General features: G+C 56.7%; 22 protein-coding genes. 13 read left to right on the top strand and 9 right to left on the bottom strand.

The genetic code is table 11. The features are described from left to right. A complete protein-coding gene (locus tag RB_RS09330) occupies positions 1–1,236 on the bottom strand; it encodes a DUF1559 domain-containing protein (protein ID WP_007326928.1) in 1,236 nt (411 codons plus the stop codon). A gap of 630 nt (positions 1,237–1,866) precedes the next feature. On the opposite strand from RB_RS09330, the gene RB_RS09325 reads away from it, so the two are divergent. Together RB_RS09325 and RB_RS09320 are read left to right on the top strand one after the other, a co-directional pair. Next, positions 1,867–4,464 carry a tetratricopeptide repeat protein gene (locus RB_RS09325; RefSeq protein ID WP_011120034.1) on the top strand — a complete coding sequence of 866 codons (2,598 nt, stop codon included), beginning with the start codon at positions 1,867–1,869 and terminating at the stop codon, positions 4,462–4,464. A gap of 133 nt (positions 4,465–4,597) precedes the next feature. Beyond that, positions 4,598–5,038, top strand: a complete 441-nt coding sequence (locus RB_RS09320) for a hypothetical protein (RefSeq protein ID WP_231846350.1) — start codon at positions 4,598–4,600, stop codon at positions 5,036–5,038. Positions 5,039–5,221: 183 nt separating this feature from the next. On the opposite strand, the gene RB_RS09315 is transcribed toward RB_RS09320, so the two are convergent. The 3 genes from RB_RS09315 to RB_RS09305 form a co-directional block, all read right to left on the bottom strand. Beyond that, positions 5,222–5,419, bottom strand: coding sequence for a cold-shock protein (locus tag RB_RS09315; protein ID WP_007326931.1), 198 nt, complete (start codon positions 5,417–5,419; stop codon positions 5,222–5,224). A gap of 192 nt (positions 5,420–5,611) precedes the next feature. Continuing rightward, positions 5,612–6,139, bottom strand: coding sequence for an OB-fold nucleic acid binding domain-containing protein (locus tag RB_RS09310; protein ID WP_007333887.1), 528 nt, complete (start codon positions 6,137–6,139; stop codon positions 5,612–5,614). After that, positions 6,136–6,735: a hypothetical protein gene (locus tag RB_RS09305; protein WP_011120032.1), complete on the bottom strand. Its 600-nt coding sequence runs from the start codon at positions 6,733–6,735 to the stop codon at positions 6,136–6,138. The genes RB_RS09310 and RB_RS09305 overlap by 4 nt, the downstream gene beginning before the upstream one ends. A gap of 433 nt (positions 6,736–7,168) precedes the next feature. Between RB_RS09305 and cysS the strand changes: the two genes are divergently transcribed. From cysS to RB_RS09285, 4 genes are all read left to right on the top strand, one after another. Then, positions 7,169–8,788 carry a cysteine--tRNA ligase gene (gene cysS / locus RB_RS09300; RefSeq protein ID WP_164921769.1) on the top strand — a complete coding sequence of 540 codons (1,620 nt, stop codon included), beginning with the start codon at positions 7,169–7,171 and terminating at the stop codon, positions 8,786–8,788. Beyond that, positions 8,770–9,306, top strand: coding sequence for a crossover junction endodeoxyribonuclease RuvC (gene ruvC / locus RB_RS09295; protein WP_011120029.1), 537 nt, complete (start codon positions 8,770–8,772; stop codon positions 9,304–9,306). The genes cysS and ruvC overlap by 19 nt, the downstream gene beginning before the upstream one ends. Before the next feature lie 53 nt (positions 9,307–9,359). Further along, positions 9,360–10,931: a hypothetical protein gene (locus RB_RS09290; protein ID WP_011120028.1), complete on the top strand. Its 1,572-nt coding sequence runs from the start codon at positions 9,360–9,362 to the stop codon at positions 10,929–10,931. A gap of 148 nt (positions 10,932–11,079) precedes the next feature. Beyond that, positions 11,080–12,435 (top strand): outer membrane protein assembly factor BamB family protein, encoded by a 1,356-nt coding sequence (locus tag RB_RS09285; protein WP_011120027.1) that lies wholly within the window; start codon positions 11,080–11,082, stop codon positions 12,433–12,435. 121 nt (positions 12,436–12,556) lie between these two features. On the opposite strand, the gene RB_RS09280 is transcribed toward RB_RS09285, so the two are convergent. Beyond that, complete coding sequence (locus RB_RS09280; RefSeq protein ID WP_231846347.1) at positions 12,557–13,609, bottom strand: hypothetical protein; 1,053 nt, start codon at positions 13,607–13,609, stop codon at positions 12,557–12,559. A gap of 264 nt (positions 13,610–13,873) precedes the next feature. Beyond that, complete coding sequence (locus RB_RS09275; RefSeq protein WP_007326944.1) at positions 13,874–14,353, bottom strand: hypothetical protein; 480 nt, start codon at positions 14,351–14,353, stop codon at positions 13,874–13,876. A gap of 219 nt (positions 14,354–14,572) precedes the next feature. On the opposite strand from RB_RS09275, the gene RB_RS09270 reads away from it, so the two are divergent. The 7 genes from RB_RS09270 to RB_RS09240 all read left to right on the top strand — a co-directional run bounded on the left by RB_RS09270 (position 14,573) and on the right by RB_RS09240 (position 19,067). Continuing rightward, positions 14,573–15,154: a CBS domain-containing protein gene (locus RB_RS09270; RefSeq protein ID WP_007326945.1), complete on the top strand. Its 582-nt coding sequence runs from the start codon at positions 14,573–14,575 to the stop codon at positions 15,152–15,154. A 327-nt stretch (positions 15,155–15,481) separates the two neighbouring features. Beyond that, the gene (locus RB_RS09265) at positions 15,482–16,486 is read left to right on the top strand and encodes a sugar phosphate isomerase/epimerase family protein (RefSeq protein WP_007333876.1); all 1,005 of its coding nucleotides are present in this window, start codon (positions 15,482–15,484) and stop codon (positions 16,484–16,486) included. 5 nt (positions 16,487–16,491) lie between these two features. Next, a complete protein-coding gene (thiS, locus tag RB_RS09260; protein WP_007326948.1) occupies positions 16,492–16,695 on the top strand; it encodes a sulfur carrier protein ThiS in 204 nt (67 codons plus the stop codon). 196 nt (positions 16,696–16,891) lie between these two features. Further along, positions 16,892–17,755, top strand: a complete 864-nt coding sequence (locus RB_RS09255) for a thiazole synthase (protein WP_011120018.1) — start codon at positions 16,892–16,894, stop codon at positions 17,753–17,755. A 2-nt stretch (positions 17,756–17,757) separates the two neighbouring features. Further along, positions 17,758–17,973, top strand: a complete 216-nt coding sequence (locus RB_RS09250; protein WP_164921768.1) for a SlyX family protein — start codon at positions 17,758–17,760, stop codon at positions 17,971–17,973. A gap of 141 nt (positions 17,974–18,114) precedes the next feature. Beyond that, positions 18,115–18,339 (top strand): hypothetical protein, encoded by a 225-nt coding sequence (locus RB_RS09245; RefSeq protein ID WP_007333872.1) that lies wholly within the window; start codon positions 18,115–18,117, stop codon positions 18,337–18,339. A gap of 131 nt (positions 18,340–18,470) precedes the next feature. After that, a complete protein-coding gene (locus tag RB_RS09240; protein WP_007335775.1) occupies positions 18,471–19,067 on the top strand; it encodes a cytochrome c oxidase subunit 3 in 597 nt (198 codons plus the stop codon). Between the two features lie 440 nt (positions 19,068–19,507). Here RB_RS09240 and RB_RS09235 read toward each other — a convergent pair whose 3' ends face one another. The 3 genes from RB_RS09235 to RB_RS09225 form a co-directional block, all read right to left on the bottom strand. Next, complete coding sequence (locus tag RB_RS09235) at positions 19,508–19,798, bottom strand: type II toxin-antitoxin system RelE/ParE family toxin (protein WP_011120012.1); 291 nt, start codon at positions 19,796–19,798, stop codon at positions 19,508–19,510. After that, positions 19,795–20,022, bottom strand: coding sequence for an addiction module protein (locus tag RB_RS09230; protein ID WP_007326953.1), 228 nt, complete (start codon positions 20,020–20,022; stop codon positions 19,795–19,797). Before RB_RS09230 ends, RB_RS09235 begins: the two co-directional genes overlap by 4 nt. Positions 20,023–20,529: 507 nt before the next feature. Continuing rightward, the gene (locus RB_RS09225) at positions 20,530–22,014 is read right to left on the bottom strand and encodes a sulfatase (protein ID WP_231846345.1); all 1,485 of its coding nucleotides are present in this window, start codon (positions 22,012–22,014) and stop codon (positions 20,530–20,532) included. Between the last annotated feature and the right edge of the window lie 78 nt (positions 22,015–22,092).

Genomic DNA, 22,092 nt, shown 5'->3' with positions numbered 1-22,092 from the left:
TCAAAATTCTCCCGAGAGGACTTCTTTGGCGCTTCGGGTGCCGAGTGCACCCCACAAGCCGTATGGACTTTCTGACCCTGGGGTCGATTCTGGGTCGTTGTGTTGAGCGTGAGCTCCGACTTGTCCGCGATCCGCGTTACCAGCATCGATCGAATCAGTGATGAATCTGACAGCACCGTCACCCATCAGAACGTGGCATCCACCTTGGTGGCGACTTCCCATTGGGCAGGTCGCGATGGAAACGATGTTGGTGTTGTTAATGCACAACGGAGAGTTCGGTGTCAGCATCGTGAAGACTTGTTGGCTGACGGGACTGCCGTAAGCCCACTTCATTCCTCGGGTTTGTTCGTCGCTGCCGACCTTGGGGGCGGAGCTAAGCCAAAACTGAGGACGCTCTGGATCGACGAAGCCTTCGCAGGAGGTGTTGCCGCCGATGTTCAGCAGGTTGACCGCCCCGTCGACTGGTTTGGTGCGAGTGTCGCTATCGCCCAAGTCGGTGACGATTTCGCCAAAAGCGATCGTGTTGGACAGACCGTCCAAGACGTCACGGAAGGCAGATTTTTGTTGGTTGCGGAAGAATCCTCGTTGTGAGGCTCGAACGCGAGATTGGTAGGACGAATTGCTTGTCACGACACCGTTGGCTCGGTTTCGATAGCCACCCCAAGTCGTGTCGGTTGAGTCGCCCAGGCATGGTCCGTAGTTCGTGCGTCCTTGACCGGGCAAGCCGAAGCCAGGGTCACTGGGGCAACGCAGCATCGGAAGGCTGGTCATCCAAGGAGCGTAGAAGCCGCCGGCCGCATTGGTCGCCGAGTTGAGTGGGCGGCCGGGCCAAGGGCCCATCGGAGCGTAGACGTTGCCAATGCCGGCGGATCCCTCGGTGACCTGGTAGGGATTGCTGATTTGTTCCCACAAGCCTTGTTGTTCGAAGAATGGGGTCAAGCCGACAAGGCACGAGAGGTCCAGACGGTTGTTGCCTGTTGCTGCGGACCAAGCGTTGGTGCCGGTTCCGTGCGTTCCGCCTTGCTGCTCAGGAACTTGGTTGTACGCCGAGTGGTAGTTGTGCAGCGCCAAACCAATTTGTTTGAAGTTGTTGCTGCAGCTCATTCGACGGGCCGCTTCACGAGCCGCTTGAACCGCGGGAAGAAGCAACCCAACTAGGACGCCAATGATGGCGATGACAACCAGCAGTTCCACCAAAGTAAAACCGTGCTGGTTCGCGCGAGATGTATTGCGCATGAGAACTCCATGAGATTGAAGAGAAGAAAAGAAACCGTCTCAGGGTAGGGGTGAAAGAGCCAAGTACACCGCGGGATTGCGGCCTGCGGGAATGAATTTGCGACATTCGCTGGAGTGGGCCTGTGATGGTTCGAGCGAGGTCGTCTTCTCACGCTACCCAACTGGCGGGGCATTGCGGAGAATCGCAGACAGCCAAATTGAGTTCGTTGCCGACGACCCTGGAAGTACGTCATAGACGTGTAAAGTGGTGGTCCGGCACTCTTAGCGGCCGCTAGAGGTCTGTGGAGTTCCATTATGCAAATTGAACAGGAAGATTGAACGATTGAAAATTCGCTGCGACGCGATCGCTTGGAGTCCGCGTGTCTCGGCGTATTGGGGGCTGTCGCTGGTATGGAATTGCGACACGCGGTGGAGGGGGCGGTGACGAAAAAAAAACTGTTGTTTTCTAGAGCCGTCCGGAGATCCGATGGTGACGTGTCTGCCCGTTAGGCTGTCCGTTTCGCTGCTGTCGGGCCGTTTGGTGAGGTTTGGGGGGATCTGAGAATCAGAGTTCTTTCGTGTTTTCACGCCGCAGTTGCGGTCAGGACTTGAGATTTGGTATCGCGAGAGGCTCCCTATTGAGGTGCCCAAGTGGCTGATCCTGACGAATCCAAGAACGACAACCCCGCACCGGCGAGCAAGCGGTCCAAGACCACTGTGCTTTCGCTCGCGTTCGTGACGATGTTTACGATGGTGGGATTTGCATACATGTTTTCGATCGTGGCTGGCGGTCGAGAGATCGATGCGGTGCAAGCCATGAATTTGGCGTCCGCCCAATACGTGGCGGGCAACATCGTGGTCGCTGGCGACCTCGCTGAGAGATCGGGGTTGGACCAGCTGAACGAAGATCACATGGAGCTGTACCCGATGCAGCAGTTCTTGATCGGTGCTGGCACACACGCGAGAGCGAACCAAGCCGTCGCACCGCGGGATCGACATGAGCAAATGGAAAAGGCGTTGCCTTATCTGCAACGAGCTCACGACCTTGGCTTTCCGGAAGGCCGCGATTCGGAGGGGCATCGGATGTTGGGTGCGACCTTGCATGCGATGGGACGGCACGCACAGGCAGCGAAGCATTTGAAGCAGGCTGTTGAGATCGACTTGACGTTGCGAGCTGAGTTGTTGCCATTGCTGGCTCGATCACTCGCGTCATCGATCACCGCTAAGCCGGACGAAGCGCTTCGGACGATTGTGGCTCACTTGGAAGAGTCGAGTTTGGACGCACGACGCCGAAGCGAAGCAGAGATCCTGCGAATCGAGTTGTTGAATCAGTTGAAGCGGTATGACGATTCGCTCCCCGTGATCGCTCGGGTCGAGGAAGACATCTCTAGCGAAGTGACGTCTCAAATGCCATGGGCATTGCAGCTTCGTGACCAGTTGAGTTTGCAACGTGGGTTGGCACGAGTTGGTCGCGTGATTGAAGCGTTGCCACCGTCGATTTCGGCACAGTTGATCGCCGGCGTTCCGATCGTCGCCGGACGTGAGCTGCCACCAGAAACGAAAGCCGAGCTGAATGACGTCATCAAGGTGCTGGACCAATTGCAACGCGAAGCGGATCCCAAGGTTGCGGGCAGTGCTCGTTTGTTGGTCGCTCAATCGTATTTGCTGCTTAACGATCCCGATCTGGCGTTGGCCCGCCTGACTCAAGCGAGGCAGCAGCGACCGTTTGATGATCGTGGTTTGGAAGGCGGTATATCAGAAATCGAGTTGCTGGCCAGTCGAGGTATGGGCGAAGACGTGGCCCAAACATCTCGTTATTTGGTGCGAGAAATTGGCCAGAGTCAGTTTTTGGATTTCCCCGAAATCGTTCGAGAGAACGTCAAGCAAAGAATCATTGACGCCATCGCGATGCTGCGTGGTGCTGGCCAATTTGCGCCCGCGGTCGAAACCGCCACGGTCACGTCTCCGGTGTTGGGTGTGGCGAGTTCACACAGCCAAGCCGGGATCGCTTACCGAGATTGGGGCGAAGCAACGTTGGCGGCTGGGTTGGGTCCAGGAGGCGAGTTGTCCAGAGATGCATCCGTCTTGGCGCGGGAGCAGTTCCGCGGTGCGGGAGACGCGTTTGCGGCGGCCGCGAAGGAACAATTTGACACTGAGGAATACGTGCCGACGCTTTGGCTGGCGATCGAGTCGTATCAGAAAGGCCGCCACTTTTCACGCAGTGCGATTTTGCTGGAGGATTACCTTCGATACGAAGAACGCGGTCGAATTCCGCGAGCTTTGGTGGCGCACGGGCGGGCTTTGCTTGCAGACGGAAATGCGAAAGGGGCGATCGATTCGTTGCAGACATGCATCATCGAATACGACCGCGATCCGATGCGTTATGACGCTCGACTGTTGGCTGCTCAAGCGGCGGCGGATCTGGGCGATCGCGAGCGAGCTCGCGAATGGTTGGAGGACAATCTCAGTGATGGTCAGTTGACTCCGCAAAGTCCGGCTTGGCGAGACTCGTTGCTGACGTTGGGCGAGATGTTGTTCGCGGAAAGTTTGTCACAGACACTGAAGTCACGCGAGTTGAAGTGGAACGAGCGTGTGGAAGCGTTGCGTTCGACTCGTCCGACATTGCAACTGGCGATGCGACGATTGGATGAAGCGGTGAAGCGATATTGGCCCATGCCCCGAACACAAACCGCCGCGTACTCATTGGCCCGTGGGCATTTGTTGACGGCGGAATTACCGGAGGTCGAGCTGGAGTCAACGGAGCTCCAGGACACGGCTCGTCGTGGGTTGAGCCAGAAAGCGAACGCGGGTCGGCAGGCGGCGTTGGATCAATTCGCGATGCTGTCCAATTTTTTGCAGAACCAACAACGTGACAGTGATTTGAGTGACAAGCAGCGCGCACTGCTTCGCAATTCGTTGATCGGTCAAGCGGACACGCTTCGTGACATGGGGCGGTTCGCAGAAGCGGCGGACGCTTATCGTGACATGGCATTGCGGTACATGAACGAGCCAGCCTCCTTGGAAGCTTTCTTGGGGCAGTCGCAGATGATGCGAAAGATCGGTCGAGTTCGCGAAGCGGATCTGTTGATCCGGCAGGCAAACGTGGTGCTCGGAAGAATCGGAGCCCAATGGGACGACGAATTTGACATGGTCACGCGGTATGATCGTGCTGGTTGGGAACGCTACTTGGCCTGGATGGTCGAAAGGCTCGACCAAGGGGCACAGCTGACCAATCAAACGGCGCCGTGACGAAGCGTCACGATTGTGTGATGGAAGGTTGCGTTGACGTGCGACAGTCGCCGGGTGGATACTGCGGGTCGCTCAAGCGTGTATGCCGGTGGTCCGTTCTGATTGGGGCCGCGACGCGAGCATCGATTCATCAATGGATGGGAACGAGAACATGGAAGCGATCATCGATCGTCGATTCGAATTGTTGCAGTTGCTGTTGGAATTAACGTTTCAACAGGAGGCCGCGATTTCGGACGGGCACATGAACGAGCTGATGCGAGTGCTGAGTCAGAAGCAGCGTGCGGTGGAGCAATTGGTGCAGGCGTCGGAGCAGCTAAAAACCGAGCGGGCCCGATTGGGCGAGACGCATCGTGTGTCGGAGGAACATCGGCAACGAAACGCGAAGTGCGATGAAATGCACCGCGAATTGATGGCTCGTGAGCAGGCGAGCGAAGAGATGCTGACCAGCAGCCGTGATGAAGTTGCGGCTCAGTTGCAGCAGAACGATGGTTCGCGACGAGCCGCTCAAGGTTACGGTCAGCAGGCGAATCGTGGCGAATCGTCTGGCGGTAGCAAATTGGATTTGTCGCAGTAGCGAAACGCCAATCTGTATTGGGCAGAGGCGAGTTGCGATTGGCTGGTTTGAGCAATGCTGGGTGAGAGTCTTGTTTGCTGGGCCACTTGTTTGCTGGGCCACTCGCGTTTGCGTCAGCGCATTAAAAAACCGCCATCAAGGGTCTCAATGGCGGTGTCAATTTTATCTTCGAGATCAAGCCGTTCAGGCAGGAGTCACGTTTTCGGCACAAGGTCCTTTGGGACCGCGACCTTCAGTGTAAGTGACTTTTTGACCTTCTTGCAGTTCGTCGTAACTCGCGCCTTCGACATTCGTGCAGTGGAAGAACAAGTCTTTCGGCCCTCCAGTGTCGATGAAACCGAAGCCTTTGTCGGTGAGCCGTTTGATTGTACCTTCTGCCATTCTTCTAATTCCTTCGTGTAAACCGTGATGTTTCCCGCGCCGAGTGCGTGAGCTATACCACCACGAGGGGGACTATAACAGATTCCCGTTGGTTGTGGTGGGGTTCTAGTCTTCAGTTTTCACAGAAAAATTGAAAAGAGCTATTTTTAGCGGGGTTTATGTCCATTCTGGCGGCGGGGTAGGCCGAATCCGCTAGCGAATGTGAATCTTCTGCGACTGGATAGTGATCAGATTCACGCCTTCGTCGTAGCTGACCGTTCCCGAAACGGTGACCACGTCCCCTTTGGAGAGACCGGCCAACTTGTCCGCTCGGGTTGCTCGAACGGTTCCAGATTCGTCGACCAATTTCACAACGGCTTTCGGCGCGTTGGCGAGTCGGCGTTTGCAGAACGGGCAGTTGTCCGCGTGATCAGGATCGCCGCCCGTGTGATCTTCGTCGGGCAGTTCGCTGAGCATGAACGTGGCTGAGTTCGGTTCAAAGGCTTCGAATTCACCCGCGTCGACTTTGCCGACTAAAGTGATTTCGTTGGGAGCTTCCGCTTCCTCGTCCGTGAACTGCTCTTTGACTTCGGTCAGCGACAACGGGTCGGACGGAGCTTCATTGAGGATCACCGTCGGATCGGCGTCCGTTGATGCGGTTTCGTTCGTGCCGGGTTCGCAGCCGACCGCGAATGCGAAGCAAGCGGTGCCGAGTGCGAGGCATTTCAGGCGAGATATCATTTCAGGCCTCCGAGCACTTTGATTGCGTCTTCGATGTCGCCACTTACTTCGCTGAAGTCGGCACCTTCGTCACCATGTAGTTTGGCATCGACCGAGCCGAATGCATCGAAAAGAGTGTCAATCGCGGCGAGTGCTTGTTTCTTTTTCTCGTCGCCCAGATCGCTCTCTTTTGCCAGCGTTTCGGTTTGTTCGAGCAGCGTTCCGATCTCGTGCAATTCGTTGTGGATCGAATCAACGTCGTCATCAGCAAAGCCGCCTGCAATGGTCGACTGCATGCTGGTCAGTTTCTTGATCGCGTCGGCGAGCGTTTTGGGCGCGTTGGCTTTTTCGAGATGAACCAATGCGTCGGTGCTCAGTCCAGCGGCGGCCGCGTCAATGGTCTCGTTGCCGTGAGCGGCGTGGTCATGGCCTTCGTGATCATGACCCTCATGATCGTGCCCGTCATGGTCGTGACCCTCGTGGCCGTCATGATCGTGATCGTCGTGGCTGTCGCTGGTTTCCGTGGTGGCAGCGTTGTCTGGGGCACTGGAGGGCTGGCAGCCTGTGAAGGCGAACAGTGCCAAGGACAACAGTGTGAGAAGCGAGATTTTGGACATGGTGCCGCTTTCCGAAGTGGGGCAAATGAGGTGGCCGGAGCCGTTGGATGCGTCAACGAAGGGAAATGCCTTCGAAGGAGTTTGCGTCACGAATGGCTTGAGAGTGCGATTGCTACGCATCTTGGCATCGTAGCGTTCGGCCTGATTTTGGGATCCAAAATTCGCGATGGAAAGTTTGGTCGCGGCGAATGGAAGAGGCGATGACCAAAGCTCCCTAGTTTGCCGTGTTTGCCGGGGTGTCCATTTGTCAGTGCAGAAATGGGGCTTGGCAGCGTTTGCTCGGCGAAAACGTTGGAGTTGCAGGGTTGCGAACGGTTTGGGACGGGTTTCAAAAGCGGGCTCGATCCAAGCCGGACTGATTCCCTATACTTCCTGGCTCACTCAATTCGCGAGGACGCCTCGCCTTCGCTCCATTCATATCGCACGCACGCTGATGAGCATGACCGCCGCCGACCCGACCGCATCGGTCGCCTCCCCTTCGTCCGCCCAGCCCGCTATTCGTGTTTACAACACGTTGAGCAAAACCAAAGAGCCGTTTTTGCCACTGCGTGCTCCTCGGGTGGGAATGTATTTGTGCGGGCCGACGGTTTATGCCGAGTCGCACATTGGACACATGGTTGGCCCGGTCATCTTCGACACCATCAAACGCTATCTGACGTACAGCGGGTACGAAGTGACTTGGGTGGTGAACATCACCGACGTTGACGACAAGCTGATCGGCAAATCGAAAGAACGCGGCATTCCGATGAGCCAGATCGCGGTTGAGATGACCGCGGACTATCTGGCCAACTTGCGTGAGTTGGGTGTCAATCAGATTGACCACCTGCCGCGTGCGACGGACCACATGCCGCAGATCATCGCGTTCATTGGGTCGCTGGAATCAAAGGGCTTTGCTTATGCGATCGATGGCGATGTGTTCTTCGATGTGACGAAGGATCCAGGATACGGCCAATTGTCGAATCGTTCGGTGGAAGATCAACAAGGCGAAGGCGGCGGTGCGGCAGCCAAGAAACGCAACCCCGGCGACTTTGCACTTTGGAAATCAGCTCGCCCCGGCGAACCTTTCTGGGACAGCCCATGGGGCGAAGGGCGACCCGGTTGGCACATCGAGTGTTCCGCGATGAGTCACGAGATTTTGGGCGAGACATTTGATATTCACGGTGGTGGATTGGATTTGATGTTCCCCCACCATGAAAACGAACGAGCGCAGAGCACGTGCTGCCACGGTGCACCGATGGTGAAGTATTGGATGCACAACGGACTGATGCGAGCCGGAGAGAAAGGCAAAGTCGGCGGCAAGAGCGATCGCGAAAACGCGGCGGCGGAAGCGGCTAGTGTGGAAGAGCAAGCGTCGGGCAAGATCAGTCGCAGCAAGGGTGCGGGTGGATTGGCGGATCTAATTCGCAGTCAGACCGGAGAACGCATTCGGTTCTTCCTTTTGCGGACGCAGTACCGAAGCACGATTGTTTACAACGAAGAAACCTTGGCTGAAGCGGGCACGTCGTTGGAAGCGTTCTATCGCTACTTCGACCGTTTTGCTGAGATCACCGGCGATTCGTTCTACGATTTGTCCGCGGCGACTCGGCGTGCAGATGGTGGGTTTGATCCAGCCGGCGACGCGTTGCTGACCGAGATCCACGCGATTCGAGAAAAGTTCCTGGCCGCGATGGATGACGATTTCAACACCGGTGCCGCGATCAGCGTGTTGTTTGATGCGTTGCGGACTCTCAATCGACACATCGATGCGAATCAGCTCGCCGCCGGTGCCGATGCAAAATCGCCCGCCGTGGAATCGCTGGTCAAAGCGACATCGGTCATCGCGGAGTTGTCTCGCGTGCTCGGGTTGTTTGCAAAGCCACCGGCCACATCCGGCGGTGATGAAGCGGATGCGGAGTTGCTTGATTCCGTCGTGCATTTGTTGATCAACCTTCGCAAGGAAGCTCGCGAGCGAAAGGATTACGCAACCGGCGATGCGATCCGAGATCGATTGGCTGATTTGGGTGTCGCGTTGCTCGATAAGAAGGAAGGCACCTCTTGGGAACGCAAGTCGTAACGGCTCGTCCTGGATCGGCTTCCTGCATTTTAGGAATCGACCCGGGGCTCAACACCACTGGTTATGCGGTGATCTCGCGAGAGGGACCGCGTTTGTGTCTGCGTGAAGCGGGTGTGATTAAATCACGTCGTTCCGACACGCTTCCCGAACGTCTGCGTGAAATCCATGTTGGGTTGTCAGAGGTTTTCGCGGTGCATGCCGTGGACCTGATGGCGTTGGAGCAATTGTTTTCGCATTACGATCGGCCTCGCACGGCGATCCTGATGGGGCACGCTCGTGGCGTGATTTGTTTGGCTGCCGCTTCGGCTGGTGTTCCCGTCGAGCATTACGAGCCAACTCGCGTCAAAAAGGTGATGACCGGAAACGGTCGTGCGCCGAAAAGTCAGATTCAGTTGGCGGTGAAGATGCAATTGAATCTGCAGTCGGTTCCCGAACCCGCCGACGTCGCCGACGCGATGGCAATTTCTTTGTGCGGGCACTACCTGGCCAACAACCCGATCGACCAAGCGTTGGCGTGACCCGTGGTCTGATCAGGGCGGGGTGACGAGAAGGTGCTAGACTTCTGCTGTGTGTGTTTTCTTCCAGCGGAAGTGTGGCTGATTCCTTGAGTGATCCGACAATTCGTGTGCCGTCGTCGCAGTCGGGGTTTTCCGGTCAAGTGGCGAGTCAGCTTGGGCGCACTCGCTATGGGTTGCTGTTGTTTGGAGTCGCCAGTCAATGCGTCACCATCGCGATCACTTGGCCGCTTTGGCAGGTGCGTCAGATGCCACCGCATTTGCCGACCTTTGATCTGCCGCAAATCTCGTTTGGCTGGATGCTGATCGCTTCGCTGGTCTGGGTGGTGATTCGTCCTCGATCGGGAATGGCGGTGCACTGGGGTGTGTTAATCGTCGCGGCGATTTTTGACCAGTTCCGTCTTCAGCCACAGTTCTTTTCGATTGCGTTGTTGATGACGGCGTGCGTTTGGGAGGCTGGCCACCGAATCGCTCGTTGGTTCTTAGTGTCGACTTGGGTTTGGGCGGGGATTCACAAGCTGTTGTCGCCGGACTGGTTCGGTTATGCGTCGCATTGGTTGGTTGAACGCAGCGGTCTGGACGCCGATGCAACTTACATGTCGTTCGCCTTGGTCGTCGCGTTGGTTGAGCTAGCGGTGGGCGTGCTCGCAATCTTTCGGCCTCGATGGGCGGCGCCCGCATGCGCGGCGATGCACGTTGGAATTGCGCTGACGATCTCGCCGCTTTTGGTGAATTGGAACGAAAGCGTGCTTCCGTGGAACTTGTCGGTCGCGGTGATTGGGTCTTGGGTGTTGTTGACCACGAAGACGTGGTATCCAACCTTCGGCTGGGAGAGGCTGGTTTGTGCCGCCGGTTTGATCGCGCCAGTTGGTTTCTATGGTGGATTGTTGGACCACGGATTTTCGGGCGTGCTTTATTCCGCTTCGATCCCGCAGGGTTTGATAACCACAAAAACTAGCACGCTGCCGATCGAAGGCTGGGGGGAATTGCACGTTCCTTTTCCGAAAGAGCGTCGAACGATTCGGATCTACTTCGAGCAGGTTGCGAAGCCGGGCGACAAGTTGCATCTCGCGGACCCGCGGCCTTGGTTGAGTGACGCTTTCTATGTGTTGGACTCGCGGCAACGAGCTAAAGAGATCGATCGAGATACGTTCTTTGATGGTTTGTCCGTTGGAAGTCTTGACTTGCTAGAAGTTGGCGAGTCAGCTGGTGTTCAGGGGCGAGAGCCACCCGCGGTCAGCGGCGTTGGGGTGGACAGTCGCCGGTCGCTCTTTGAATTGCAAAAGGCGGGGGTGCGGATGGTCCGTCGCGAAAAAGGGCAGCCCATTTTCGCGGTCGAGTTCACGCCTGAAAATTTCGATCCATCGCTGCTGGATCACGTGGCTCGGTTGCCGAATTTGATGCAAATTCAGCTCGCCGGGACCGGGGTGAAGGATAGTGATCTGTCGAAGCTGTCGCAGTTGCGTTTGCTCACCGGCATTGGGCTCGATCGGACCGCAATCACCGACGAAGGCATCGCTCATCTGAAAAGCCTGCCTTTCTTGCAGCACATTGAGTGCGAAGGAACCAAGGTCACCGCAGAGGCGATTGCTCGCGTAATCAAGGATCCTTACGACGGATTTGAGTGATCGTAAGTGCTTGGGGAAAGACGGCGTTGTGGGCCGCGTCTTTCAGGCTGAGTCGGTGCTGCGAAACGTTGCGCTGGGAAGGGTGCCGGAGGGCTGAGTTCCGGTTATGTTCGAGGGCACATGAATTTGATCCACGGCGAGAGATGGTATGTGCACGATGAATTGGTTGGTTGGCTCGTTTGCGTTTCTTGCAGTTGCATTGGGGGCGGCCGGTAGCGGTGTCGGCGACGACTTCACGCGATTTCGAGGTGCGGATGCGACCGGAGTCGCGGAGGATCATCCGGGGTTGCCGGCGACGTGGGATAAAGAAACCAATGTTGCTTGGGTGGTCGATATTCCGGGGCAGGGTTGGGGCAGTCCGATCGTGATTGGCGACCGGGTGTTTGTGTCTTCGGTTGTCGCGGACGAGGCCAATACGCCGCCACAGGGAGGTTTGTATTTGGGTGAGGGCGTTCGTGATCCAGCGAAGGGTGTGCATCACTGGATGGTCTGTTGCTTCGACTTGGGCAGCGGCAAGGAACTTTGGAAACGCGAAGCTCACGCCGGCCGGCCAGTTGTTCCGCGGCATCCCAAGAGTTCGTATGCCGCGGAGACTCCTGCGACCGATGGCGAGCGGCTGTATGTCTTGTTTGGCGATCTGGGACTGTATTGTTACGGGCTGGATGGCGAGTTGCTGTGGTCGCGGATGATTGATCCAAAGAAAACGAACATGGATTACGGCGCGGCGGCATCCCCGGTTGTTCATGCGGGCCAGGTGTTCGTTGTCTATGACAACAAGGAGGAGTCTTGGATCGCCTCATTCGATACGCGAACGGGTGATCAGCTTTGGCGGACGCCACGTGACGAGGTGATGTCCTGGGCGACCCCGTTTGTCTGGGAGAACGAGCTTCGTACCGAGATCGTTGTGCCCGGCCAGCGAGTCAATCGGAGTTATTCGCTTGATGGGAAGGAGCTGTGGAGTTTTGAAGGTGACATGTCCATCTTGGTCATTCCGTCACCCTTTGCCGCCCATGGGTTTTGCTACTTATCGTCGGGCTATGTTGGTGACGCGCACCGGCCGACGTTTGCGATTCGCCCAGGTGCATCAGGCAGGATCGATACCGAAGACGGGTTCGCGAACAGCGAATTCATCGAGTGGTATCAGCCGCGGGCTTCACCGTACAACACGACGCAGATTGTCTACGGCGATTATCTGTACACGGTGTATGACCAAGGCTTCATGACTTGCCACGACGCGAAGACTGGCGAAGAGGTCTACGGAAAGAAGCGGTTTTCACCGAAGGGTTCGTTTACATCTTCGCCGTGGGCCTACGACGGCAAGGTGTTCTGCCTGAGCGAGCAGGGGCTGACCTATGTCGTTCAGGCTGGGCCCGAGTTTGAGATCCTGCAAACCAATCCGCTGGATGAGCTTTGCATCGCGACGCCGAGCGTTGTTGAAGGCAAGCTTCTGATCCGAACGCTGACGAAGGTTTACTGCATCAGCGAGCAGCACGGGCAAGATTGAAAGGGCGAGCAAGCTGGAAGGCGGCCCTTGGTGTTGTTCACGCTCGCTAATTTTTGGCCGGCGGTGATGGGCTCACGCGATTGAATGCGTGGGCCAGCGACCGTTCAGCAAATCGTCGATGTCAGCGAATCATCGATGAGCTGGGGTAAGCCTGCGAGGCACCGGTGCTGCCGGGAGTGTAGCCGGCTGGTTTGACCGTGTTGGATGAGCTGGCCCCGGTTGCGGTTTGGTAGCTCGGCGACTCGGTCACGGTCGAAGCTGCTTTGGCGGCTGCATCAGCAGTTGCTTTGGTCGCCGTGCTTGCGGCGGAAGCGACTTTGTCAGATGCATCCGAAATCGTGTTGCTCAGGTCGTCAGGCAATTCGATGGCCGAAATGGCAGGTGACGTGCTTGCTTGGCTGGATGCACTTGGGCCGGCGGTCAGGTCGCTTGGCAGCGAGAACGCGGACCCCGGTGTCGATTTGCTGGACGGTTGTTGAGCGACGATTGCGTCGAGGTCAGCTCCGGGCAAAGTGAATCCGTTGCTTTTGCTGGCGGATGTCTTGGAGCTGGATGCGATTGCATCCGCACCTGCTGGTGGCGAAGTCGACGGCACCGTGATCGGAGGCATCGCGGTTGGACGAGGCGTTGTGTTTTGAGCCGAAGCTGTCGGTGTGGTTGCGGATGGTTGGGTTCCCATCGCGTATCCGTTCGCTGACGCGGCAGCGTAGCTGGCCGGTTGCGACGGTGTTTGGTTGCCGGGCAAAGCATACGAGGCTGGCGGCAGCGATCCGTTGGATTGCGACGCGACTGAACCGTAGGGGTTGCTGACGGGCGATGTCGGTGTGCTCGGAACGCCGGGTGTGCTTTCGACGGTTGGCATGCCAGCGGTGCTGGACGCGTACATATTGGGCGACGTTCCGCCTGGCGTGGTCGCGGGTGCTGTTCCACCGGCGATCGATGCGATCGCGTTTGGGGTGGCTTTGGAGGACGGTGGTTGCGGGTAGGTTTGCGTGGGGCCGGTGCCAGCGAGCGTTTCAGCGGAGGGTTCACCTCGCATGCTGAACATGTTCAAGCTGGGGCGTCCGCTGCGGCAACCGGTGGAAACGATGCTCGCCGTCACGCAAAAACCGATGGCGGCGTGGGCGATTAGAGTTCGCGCGGCTTTTCGAGTTTGAGCTGATCGAGTTGTCATCGTCGCGTCCTTCCGTCGGAGGCGGAATGGTGTTGTCGAAATGGTTCCAGCTGTTGGATCGACTGATTCAATCGTCCAGTGAAGCCAAATCGGCAAATTCAATCCAATTGATACAGGCGGTCGAATGTCTGGTGACCGTCATACAGGCGGCCCATGCGACGAACGCACGGGGCGAAACCACAGGGCGACTCGTTAACTAGGAACTCAGCGGGGGTGGTGTCAAGAGATCCGTGAAGTCGAAATGAGTTGGATTGAACGCGAAGATCACAAATACATGGCTTGGAAGCCGTCGCCTTCTTCGATTTGTCGTTGGATTTTTTCCAAGCGTTTCTCGGTCTGAGTCAGATCGCCGGCCTGGATGTAACGGTCGAACTCCACAGCGATGGAATGCTTGACCGATTCGGCCAAAAACTCGACGGCGGGTTCGTTGAGCCAATCGCAGGTTTCTTCGCCGAGAGTGACTGTCAGGTCGACCGCCTTCGTCTTCAGATCTTTTTCGCCGGTCATCACGACGCCTTCGACATGAAACTCAACCCGTCCACGATCGGGATCGTTGGTCAGGTGAAAGACGCAACGGGCACGATGCAGGTAGTACGTGTTGTAGGTGCCGTGTTTGGCGAGTGCTGCTTTGACTCGCAGGACAAAGGCCTCGTAATTCGGTGAAGCATCGAGCGGGACATCCAACCGCGTGATGGTTCGAAGCGGCAAGCAATCAAATTCGAATTCGACCCAACGACCCAACATTCCACTCTCCTGGTGCACTGCGTGACAAGTTTCACAACCCCAACTTTTCATCTCGCAGTTGGGGTTTGTTAAATGCCTTTGTGACGCATTTTACCGTGTATTGCGACCCCAACGGACTGCTTCAGTGGCAAGTGGGATCCTCGGGAACGTTGTGAACGAGCGGCGGTTGCGATTTGCGCGATGGAATTTTCTTGACCGAGTCTTAGCCGACGCCTCAAAGTGATCTCAGGTGAAGACCTTTTCGATCGACCTTGCCCCTTTTCAGATGAGGACCTCGTCATGACAAAAACAATTGGAACTGCCACGCTTCCCACACCGAGCCCCGGAACCATGCCACACGTCACGGCTCGAGAGATGATGGTTCGGAATCTCATCACATTGTCGCCGACGATGGATGCGTTGGAGGCTCTCGATGTGTTGCTGCGACAACGTATCTCGGGTGCACCCGTGGTGGATGGAGACGGTCACTTTGTCGGTGTCTTTTCCGAGAAGTCGTGCATGAAGTTTGTCGTCGGCATGGCTTACGAAAATCTTCCAAGCATTCCGGTCGGCGACCTGACGGACAAGAATCCACCAACGATCAGTGAAGAGACTGATTTGCTGACGATTGCGCAGACGTTTCTTGATGCTGCTTGTCGTCGATTGCCGGTCTTGGACAGCGAAGGACGATTGAGAGGGCAGATCTCAAGGCGAGACGTGATGCGTGCGGTTCGAAGTCACATGGAAACGCCGGTGAAGTCCAACACGCCAACCGGGTTGTATCTCAGTGCGATTTTCTCGTCCGATGACCGGCGTGTCTGACGCGGTCGATCACGTTTTGCCGCAGTCGTGATTCGCCACCGAGAGTGGTGCCGTGGTGCGAATGCTGGACGGCTGTGAGTGAGACGGGCGTGTTCCGGACGAATGTGGTCGGGCAGAAGTGCCGGGCGGATGTGGTTGTGAAAGAGTGGAGAAGTGGTTGTGAAAGAATGGATTGGAGAGTCGACTGGGAGTTGGATTCATTGGATGCAGGGGAATTGCCCGGGGAACAGTGTTCGGCGATAATGCCGCCGCGTCGCCCCGAGGGCGTCGATTCCTGTGTTGTGATCCGTTTGATGGATCCGATTCCCCATTTTCCTGGAGACCTCCATGCCACGTCCCGTTACGATTTTCACTGGTCAATGGGCGGATTTGCCGATCGAAGAGATGGCAGCCATGACCGCCGATTTCGGATACGATGGGATCGAATTGGCTTGCTGGGGCGATCACTTTGAAGTCGACAAAGCACTCGCCGAAGATGACTACTGCGAAAAGAAGCACGCTCTTCTCGCCAAGCACAATCTGCAGTGCCACGCCATTAGCGCTCACTTGGTCGGGCAGGCCGTCCTGGACAACATCGATGAGCGACACAAGTCCATCCTGCCTGATTACGTTTGGGGCGATGGCAAACCAGAAGGCGTCAACGATCGTGCGATCGAGGAACTGAAGAATACCGCTCGTGCGGCGCAAAAGTTTGGTGTCGATGTGGTCAACGGCTTCACCGGCAGCAGCATTTGGCACTTGCTGTATTCGTTCCCACCGGTTCCGCCAAAGATGATCGATGCTGGATTCGAATTGTTGGCAGAACGCTTCAATCCAATTCTGGATGTGTTCGGCGAATGCGGCGTGCGTTTCGCGTTGGAAGTTCACCCCACTGAAATCGCGTTTGACATCTACACCGCTCAACGTGCTTTGGAAGCGTTGGACAATCGTCCCGAGTTTGGTTTCAACTTTGACCCCAGCCACCTGATCTGGCAGGGCATCGATCCGGTTCAGTTCATTCGCATGTTCCCCGATCGTATCTACCACGTGCACATCAAAGACGCGATTGTGACGTTGGACGGACGAACAGGCATCAACGCCAGCCATTTGAACTTTGGTGATTCGCGACGCGGTTGGGATTTCCGTAGCCCCGGTCGGGGTGGCGTGAACTTCGAAGAGATCATCCGCGCACTCAACGAGATCGACTACCAAGGACCTCTGTCTATCGAGTGGGAAGATAGCGGAATGGAACGAACCTTCGGTGCCCGCGAGGCTTGCGAGTTCACCAAGAAATTGGATTTCTCGCCGAGTAATCGTGCGTTCGACGCAGCCTTCGACGAAGAGAACGATTGAGTCGCATGATTGACATTACAGTCAACGGACGTCCCACACAGATCGATCGGCCGATGCCGATCGACGAACTGCTGGTGACGGTCGAGGTCCCAAAGAATTACTTGGCCGTTGAGGTCAACGAGGACGTCGTGCCGCGAGAGGAATACGGCGCCACAATCGTTGCCGAGGGTGACCGTGTCGAAGTGGTGACGTTGGTCGGAGGCGGTTGAATCCATCAGCTCGTCGGTCGACGATTCAAAGCCGATCGACCGGTTGAAATTGTCTGGCGGATTGAGGGGCGGATGGGTGATTGGGGATTGTTGTTGCGAGCGATCGGTTGTCTGATCAGGACGGTGTCACCAGACCCGATGCACGTCAATTGATTCGCTGTCACGCTTCTTTGCCTTTTCGCACCATCTTTTTTCTATGTCCACCGACGCTCTCTCCGATTCACCGCTGAAGATTGGATCGCACACGCTGACCAGCCGCTTGTTGGTCGGCACGGGGCGTTACGACACGATGGAGCAGATGCGTGATTCGTTGGACGCATCCGGCACCGAGTGTGTGACCGTCGCAGTTCGTCGCGAACGTCTGTACGAACGGACGGGCCAGAACATTCTGGATTTCATTGATTCCGATCGCTACATCCTGCTGCCGAACACGGCGGGGTGTTACACCGCGGCAGATGCCGTGCGTGCGGCAAATTTGGGACGAGAGATCCTGCGGACGCTTGGCAACCCTGGTTCAGACTGGGTGAAACTGGAAGTGCTCGGTGATTCCAAGACGTTGCTGCCCGATCCGGTGGAAACTGTGGCGGCGTGCGAGCAGTTGGCGGCGGATGGTTTTTCGGTGTTGTGCTACACCAGCGATTGTCCGGTCACGGCTCAGCGTCTGAAGAAAGTTGGTGCGGCGGCGGTCATGCCAGCGGGCAGTCCGATCGGTAGCGGCGCGGGAATTTTGAATCCCGCCAATTTGCAGATCATTTTGGAATATCTGAAAGAAGATGACGAAGACTATCCCGTCATCATCGATGCGGGAGTTGGAACGGCCAGCGATGTGTCCGTGGCGATGGAATTGGGAGCCGACGGCGTGTTGTTGAACACCGCGATCGCTCACGCTCGTGAACCCGTTCGGATGGCACACGCGATGAGGATGGCGGTCGATGCCGGACGGCACGCTGCATTGGCCGGACGCATCCCGAAACGTTTGTACGGAACCGCGAGTAGTCCACAGGAAGGCGTGATCAGCACGCGACCGTACGGCTCGCAAGCCGATGAAATTGGATCTTGATCATGTCGATGGAAGATCGAATCACCGAACTGGAAATCGCACTCGTTCACACGCAGCGTGTTTGTGAGCAGCTCAATGAAATTGTGACCGAATTGTCGCTCGACGCTCAGCGGCGCGATCGCGAGATGAAGCGAATGGTCGATCAATTGAAAGAGCTCAAGGGCAAGGTCAGCGAACGGGGTGGCGAATTGGAAGACGAAAAGCCGCCGCACTATTGAGTTCGCCGAAAGATGCATTGAATCGTCGCTGAGGAAGTTTGTTCCGATTAGGCAGAGTTTTCGGTTCAGGCGGGCTGTTGCGATTGCCGATGGCAGAGATGACCGTGTCTCGTTTCCTCCCATCGCTTTTGGCTGCCACACATGTCATCCGATTCAAACCAGCGTCCACCCGCCAACGAACTGACCGCCGAAGAATTGATTCTGCAGATGGAGGTCGAGGAGGTCCAGGAATTGTTGGGAGACATGGGATTCGACCCACGTCCAGAATTTGCTCGTGGGATTCAGCAATTGGTCGCTTCGTTGGGATCACTCGATGCGGCCATCGTCGCATTGCAGGACGATTTGGTGCAGCGACGGGCTGCCTGAATCGGGCCGCATCAAGACGCCCGATCAAGCACGGGGCGACTGTGGGAATTTGGCGAAGCGGTTAAACTTGGCAGTTCGCATCGGTTCAATGAACCGACGCTTCAGTTTTCCCCTGCCAGTTGAAATCGCTCATGCCCGTCAGTGTTCTTCCGACCGACCGACGCTATCGACAAGGTGGTTGGCTGTTCCTCGGAACGCTGCTGGTGTTCTTTTTCAGCAGTTTGCTGCTGTACGGTATCTATGCGAGCAGTCGTCTTGGTGACGTTCAGTCATCCGTTCCGTTGCCAAATTCATTTCTGACTAGCACCGTGTTGCTGCTTTGTATCAGTGGCTTGGTTCACTGGTCGACGCGTTCGGTTCGGCGATCAAAGCGTGTTCTGACGGCTTCGCTGCTCGCCCTCAGTGCGATCGCTGCGGTCGCATTCATGGCGATTCAATATGTTGCGATGCTGGGGTTGCTCGGTGGTCCTGCCATGCAGGGCGGAACCGGCAAAGGTGTTGCGGGCATGGTGGTTGTCCTGGCCTTCTTGCATGCACTTCATGTGGCCGGCGGAGTGATCGCGTTGGGCATCGTGTCGGTGCGATCAATGCTCGGCAAATACGATCACGAGCGACATTGGCCAGTCGACTTCGCTGCCCAGTACTGGCATTTTTTGGACCTGGTTTGGTTGTGCATGCTGGCCACGTTCGTGGCCACCACCGGCGGTTTCTCAGGCATCACGCTGTAGGCCGCGTGAACGGATCACAATGCTGAGACGCGTTTTCAGCACCCCTGCTCATTCACTGTCGTGGCGAAAGTCAGTTGGGTGGTATTCGCAACACGAGCAACCACGTAACCGACAGAGGCCCTCTGTCGGCAAAACAGATCCGCATGTGGCAGACATGCGTTTGTTCGTGTTCTCGTGCCTGCTGGGGAGGTCAATCGCTTGCAGCGTTTGGTGCGCTCAGGCCGACTGAGGGCCTCAGTCGGCTACAGGCTGGAAAAGGTTTGCGAAAGCTTTTTCTTTTCTGGAGAAACTGATTTCGTTGAGCGTGTCTTACCGTGGCAGTCTTGGCTTCGCGATAAAGGGCAGTGGGGGCCTGGCGTCTTTCCATGACGTCGGGCGTCCAGCGTGCTGGTTGGTGTGAAAGGGACGCGTGTGAGCGACCCCTATCCCGATTTGGAACTTCATCTGCGGTTTTGCAGGCCACGTTCATTCTCACCGCTGGTGAAGAGTCCAACCACCACCACATCAGACGCGTCAATCCGGAAGTATAGAACCGCGGTAAAGCGTTTCAGTCGACAAGGACGGTATCCCGTGTGATCCGGTGCGAATGATTCTGGATTCACCTTGACCCTTTCGAGGGCCAGGTAGAATTCAGCCTCGAACTTGTCGCCCAGGCCCAACGAGAGACGATCGAACCAATCAATCGCGCGCAATAGATCAGATTCGGTGTGCGCGGTGAGTCGTGCCTTCATCGGCTGCGAGCAATCCTGATACGCTCTCGAAACTCTTCTTCACTGAGTGCGGTCGTAGGGTCCGCCTTGTATTCCGCCCAGCGTCGGTCTAGTTCAGCACGTTGGGACTCGGTCAAATCGGTACCAACGCCGTCCGGTAACCGATCCCAAATCGCTTGCACGATACGAAGCTGATCATTCGGTGGCAGGGCAGAAATCTCGCTAATCGCTTGTTCAACGGTCATATTTGGCTCTCCATGTTCATATTCTACCATCGACGAAAGACCGTGCAATTGAGATCGTTTCTGCGACGGCAAACGACAGAGGCCCACTGTCGGCAAAACAGATCTGCATGTGGCAGGCATGCGTTTGTTTGTGCCGTCGCGTCCGCAGTGGAGTTCAATCGCTTGCAGCGATTGGGGGGCTCAGGCCGACTGAGGGCCTCAGTCGGCTACAGGTTGCTGGTCGAGGGGTGCTGCGAGTTTGTTGATGGTTGCAGCGGGGATGGTGGGCATCGCAAAACGTCGACTTGATTGGTGACGGTCCTGAACTGCCAGTCGGTGTGGCTTGTCGATTCATGCTGGTCTTCGCTTTACAAACAACCACGTAGCCGACAGAGGCCCTCTGTCGGCATTAGCGGGCCAGCCATGTCGCAGACATGCGCGAAGTAACCATCGATTCAACCCAAGGCAGTAGGGGCGTATTTGGGAAATCGCGTGATACGGCGTCACTGAGTTGGGCGGCATGGCCGATCAGTCTTTTTCGGTGGGTGGGAACCGTTTGCGTTGTTCGCTGGGGACTGGTTTGCCGCTTTTGAGGTTCCACCATTCGTGAGCACGCTCGGGATCGTAACTCGGGTTCGGAATTGGAGTTCGTGCGAGCACGCTGCTACGCCAGGTTGTCAGCTTGCGTTTCAGATCGCCGGCCCGGCCTTGCTTTTCGGAGGCCAGGTTCTTCGTTTCGCCCAGGTCATCTGCCAAATTGTAGAGTTCAACGTCGCCGGTTCCGTCCAAGTACTCGATCAGCTTCCAATCTCGTTCCCGAATGGCACTGGCGGGACGGTCGTGGTGATAGTGGGGGTAGTGCCAGTGCAACGCGTCGCGGTCGAGCGTTTGGGTTGGGGCCGTCATCAGTGGCAGTAGGCTGTGACCGTCGATGGTTTGATTGATCGGCAATTCGCCTCCGGCCATCTCGACGAACGTTGGGTAGAAGTCATGGCTGATCGTTGGCTCGTCACACACGCCCGCTGATTTCACGGTCGCTGGATGGCGGATGATCAATGGAACGCGAATGCCTCCTTCGTGAAGCGAACCTTTTTCACCTTTGAGTGGTGCTTGGCTGCTGACCAAGTCGTCGGCTGATTCGCGGTAGTCGTATCGTTTGTAGAGACCGCCATTGTCGGATGTGAAGACGATCATCGTGTCGTCGGCAATGTCGAGTTGTTCCAGTGAATCAACCAATCGACCGACCATGTCATCGCAATGTTCGATCATGGCCGCGTAGACCGGATGAGGCAGCGAGTTGCCGGTTTGCTTTGCCATCGCCTCGTACTTTTGAACCTTCTCTGACATCGCGGCCAACGGAATGTGAACCGCAAAGGGGGACAGCATCAAGAAGAACGGTTGGTCTTTGTTTTGACGCATGAAGTCGATGCACAGATCGGCTTCGAAATCCGTTCGATACTGGTTCGGTTTGGGCTTCAGGTCCGATCGCCCTTGGACCCGATAACGACCCGGAAGGTGTGGGCCGCCAATGACGGCGCTGAAGTCGTAGCCTTGCCGATCGGGTTGAAATTCGGGGCCATTGCCGAGGTGCCACTTGCCGACGTAGCCGGTCGTGTAACCAGATGCTTTCAATGATTCGGCTATGGTGACCGTGTCCAGAGGCAAGGCCATGGTGGTTTGCGGCGTGATGACTCGTTCAAACGGGCGCCAGTGACCGGGGATGTGTGCGGTGATGCCGATACGAGCTTGGTTCTGGCCCGATTGCAGGGCGCATCGAGTGGGTGAGCACACAGCGCCCGATGCGTAGAAGTTGGTGAACCGCAATCCTTCGGCGGCGAGTTGATCGATGCGTGGCGTCTCAACAAAGTCGTTGCCGTAGCAGCCGATATCCTTCCAGCCAAGATCGTCGATGAAGATCAAAAGGATGTTGGGTTGGCCGGCCCGCGATTGAGCCGGGGAGCAGCAGAAGATCATCGCGATTGCAATCGCGATTGGACTGACTCGATTTATCACGGCAATTTCCATGAGGTGGGGATGGAAGGTGGGACGTCGGATGATAGTCGATTGAGTTCGGCCGATTGCGGTACAGAC

The sequence above is a fragment of the Rhodopirellula baltica SH 1 genome (assembly GCF_000196115.1).
Lineage (GTDB): Bacteria > Planctomycetota > Planctomycetia > Pirellulales > Pirellulaceae > Rhodopirellula > Rhodopirellula baltica.
This window is presented reverse-complemented; position numbering and strand designations above follow the sequence as displayed.

Bases quoted from the DNA above. Each gene is read 5' to 3' on its own strand.
- RB_RS09250 (WP_164921768.1), top strand. From the start codon at position 17,758: ATGTCGATGGAAGATCGAATCACCGAACTGGAAATCGCACTCGTTCAC.
- thiS (WP_007326948.1), top strand. From the start codon at position 16,492: ATGATTGACATTACAGTCAACGGACGTCCCACACAGATCGATCGGCCG.
- RB_RS09285 (WP_011120027.1), top strand. From the start codon at position 11,080: ATGTGCACGATGAATTGGTTGGTTGGCTCGTTTGCGTTTCTTGCAGTT.
- RB_RS09280 (WP_231846347.1), bottom strand. From the start codon at position 13,609: ATGACAACTCGATCAGCTCAAACTCGAAAAGCCGCGCGAACTCTAATC.
- RB_RS09315 (WP_007326931.1), bottom strand. From the start codon at position 5,419: ATGGCAGAAGGTACAATCAAACGGCTCACCGACAAAGGCTTCGGTTTC.
- RB_RS09320 (WP_231846350.1), top strand. From the start codon at position 4,598: ATGGATGGGAACGAGAACATGGAAGCGATCATCGATCGTCGATTCGAA.
- RB_RS09310 (WP_007333887.1), bottom strand. From the start codon at position 6,139: ATGATATCTCGCCTGAAATGCCTCGCACTCGGCACCGCTTGCTTCGCA.
- cysS (WP_164921769.1), top strand. From the start codon at position 7,169: ATGAGCATGACCGCCGCCGACCCGACCGCATCGGTCGCCTCCCCTTCG.
- RB_RS09330 (WP_007326928.1), bottom strand. From the start codon at position 1,236: ATGCGCAATACATCTCGCGCGAACCAGCACGGTTTTACTTTGGTGGAA.
- RB_RS09235 (WP_011120012.1), bottom strand. From the start codon at position 19,798: ATGAAGGCACGACTCACCGCGCACACCGAATCTGATCTATTGCGCGCG.
- RB_RS09275 (WP_007326944.1), bottom strand. From the start codon at position 14,353: ATGTTGGGTCGTTGGGTCGAATTCGAATTTGATTGCTTGCCGCTTCGA.
- RB_RS09230 (WP_007326953.1), bottom strand. From the start codon at position 20,022: ATGACCGTTGAACAAGCGATTAGCGAGATTTCTGCCCTGCCACCGAAT.
- RB_RS09265 (WP_007333876.1), top strand. From the start codon at position 15,482: ATGCCACGTCCCGTTACGATTTTCACTGGTCAATGGGCGGATTTGCCG.
- RB_RS09245 (WP_007333872.1), top strand. From the start codon at position 18,115: ATGTCATCCGATTCAAACCAGCGTCCACCCGCCAACGAACTGACCGCC.
- RB_RS09305 (WP_011120032.1), bottom strand. From the start codon at position 6,735: ATGTCCAAAATCTCGCTTCTCACACTGTTGTCCTTGGCACTGTTCGCC.
- RB_RS09255 (WP_011120018.1), top strand. From the start codon at position 16,892: ATGTCCACCGACGCTCTCTCCGATTCACCGCTGAAGATTGGATCGCAC.
- RB_RS09240 (WP_007335775.1), top strand. From the start codon at position 18,471: ATGCCCGTCAGTGTTCTTCCGACCGACCGACGCTATCGACAAGGTGGT.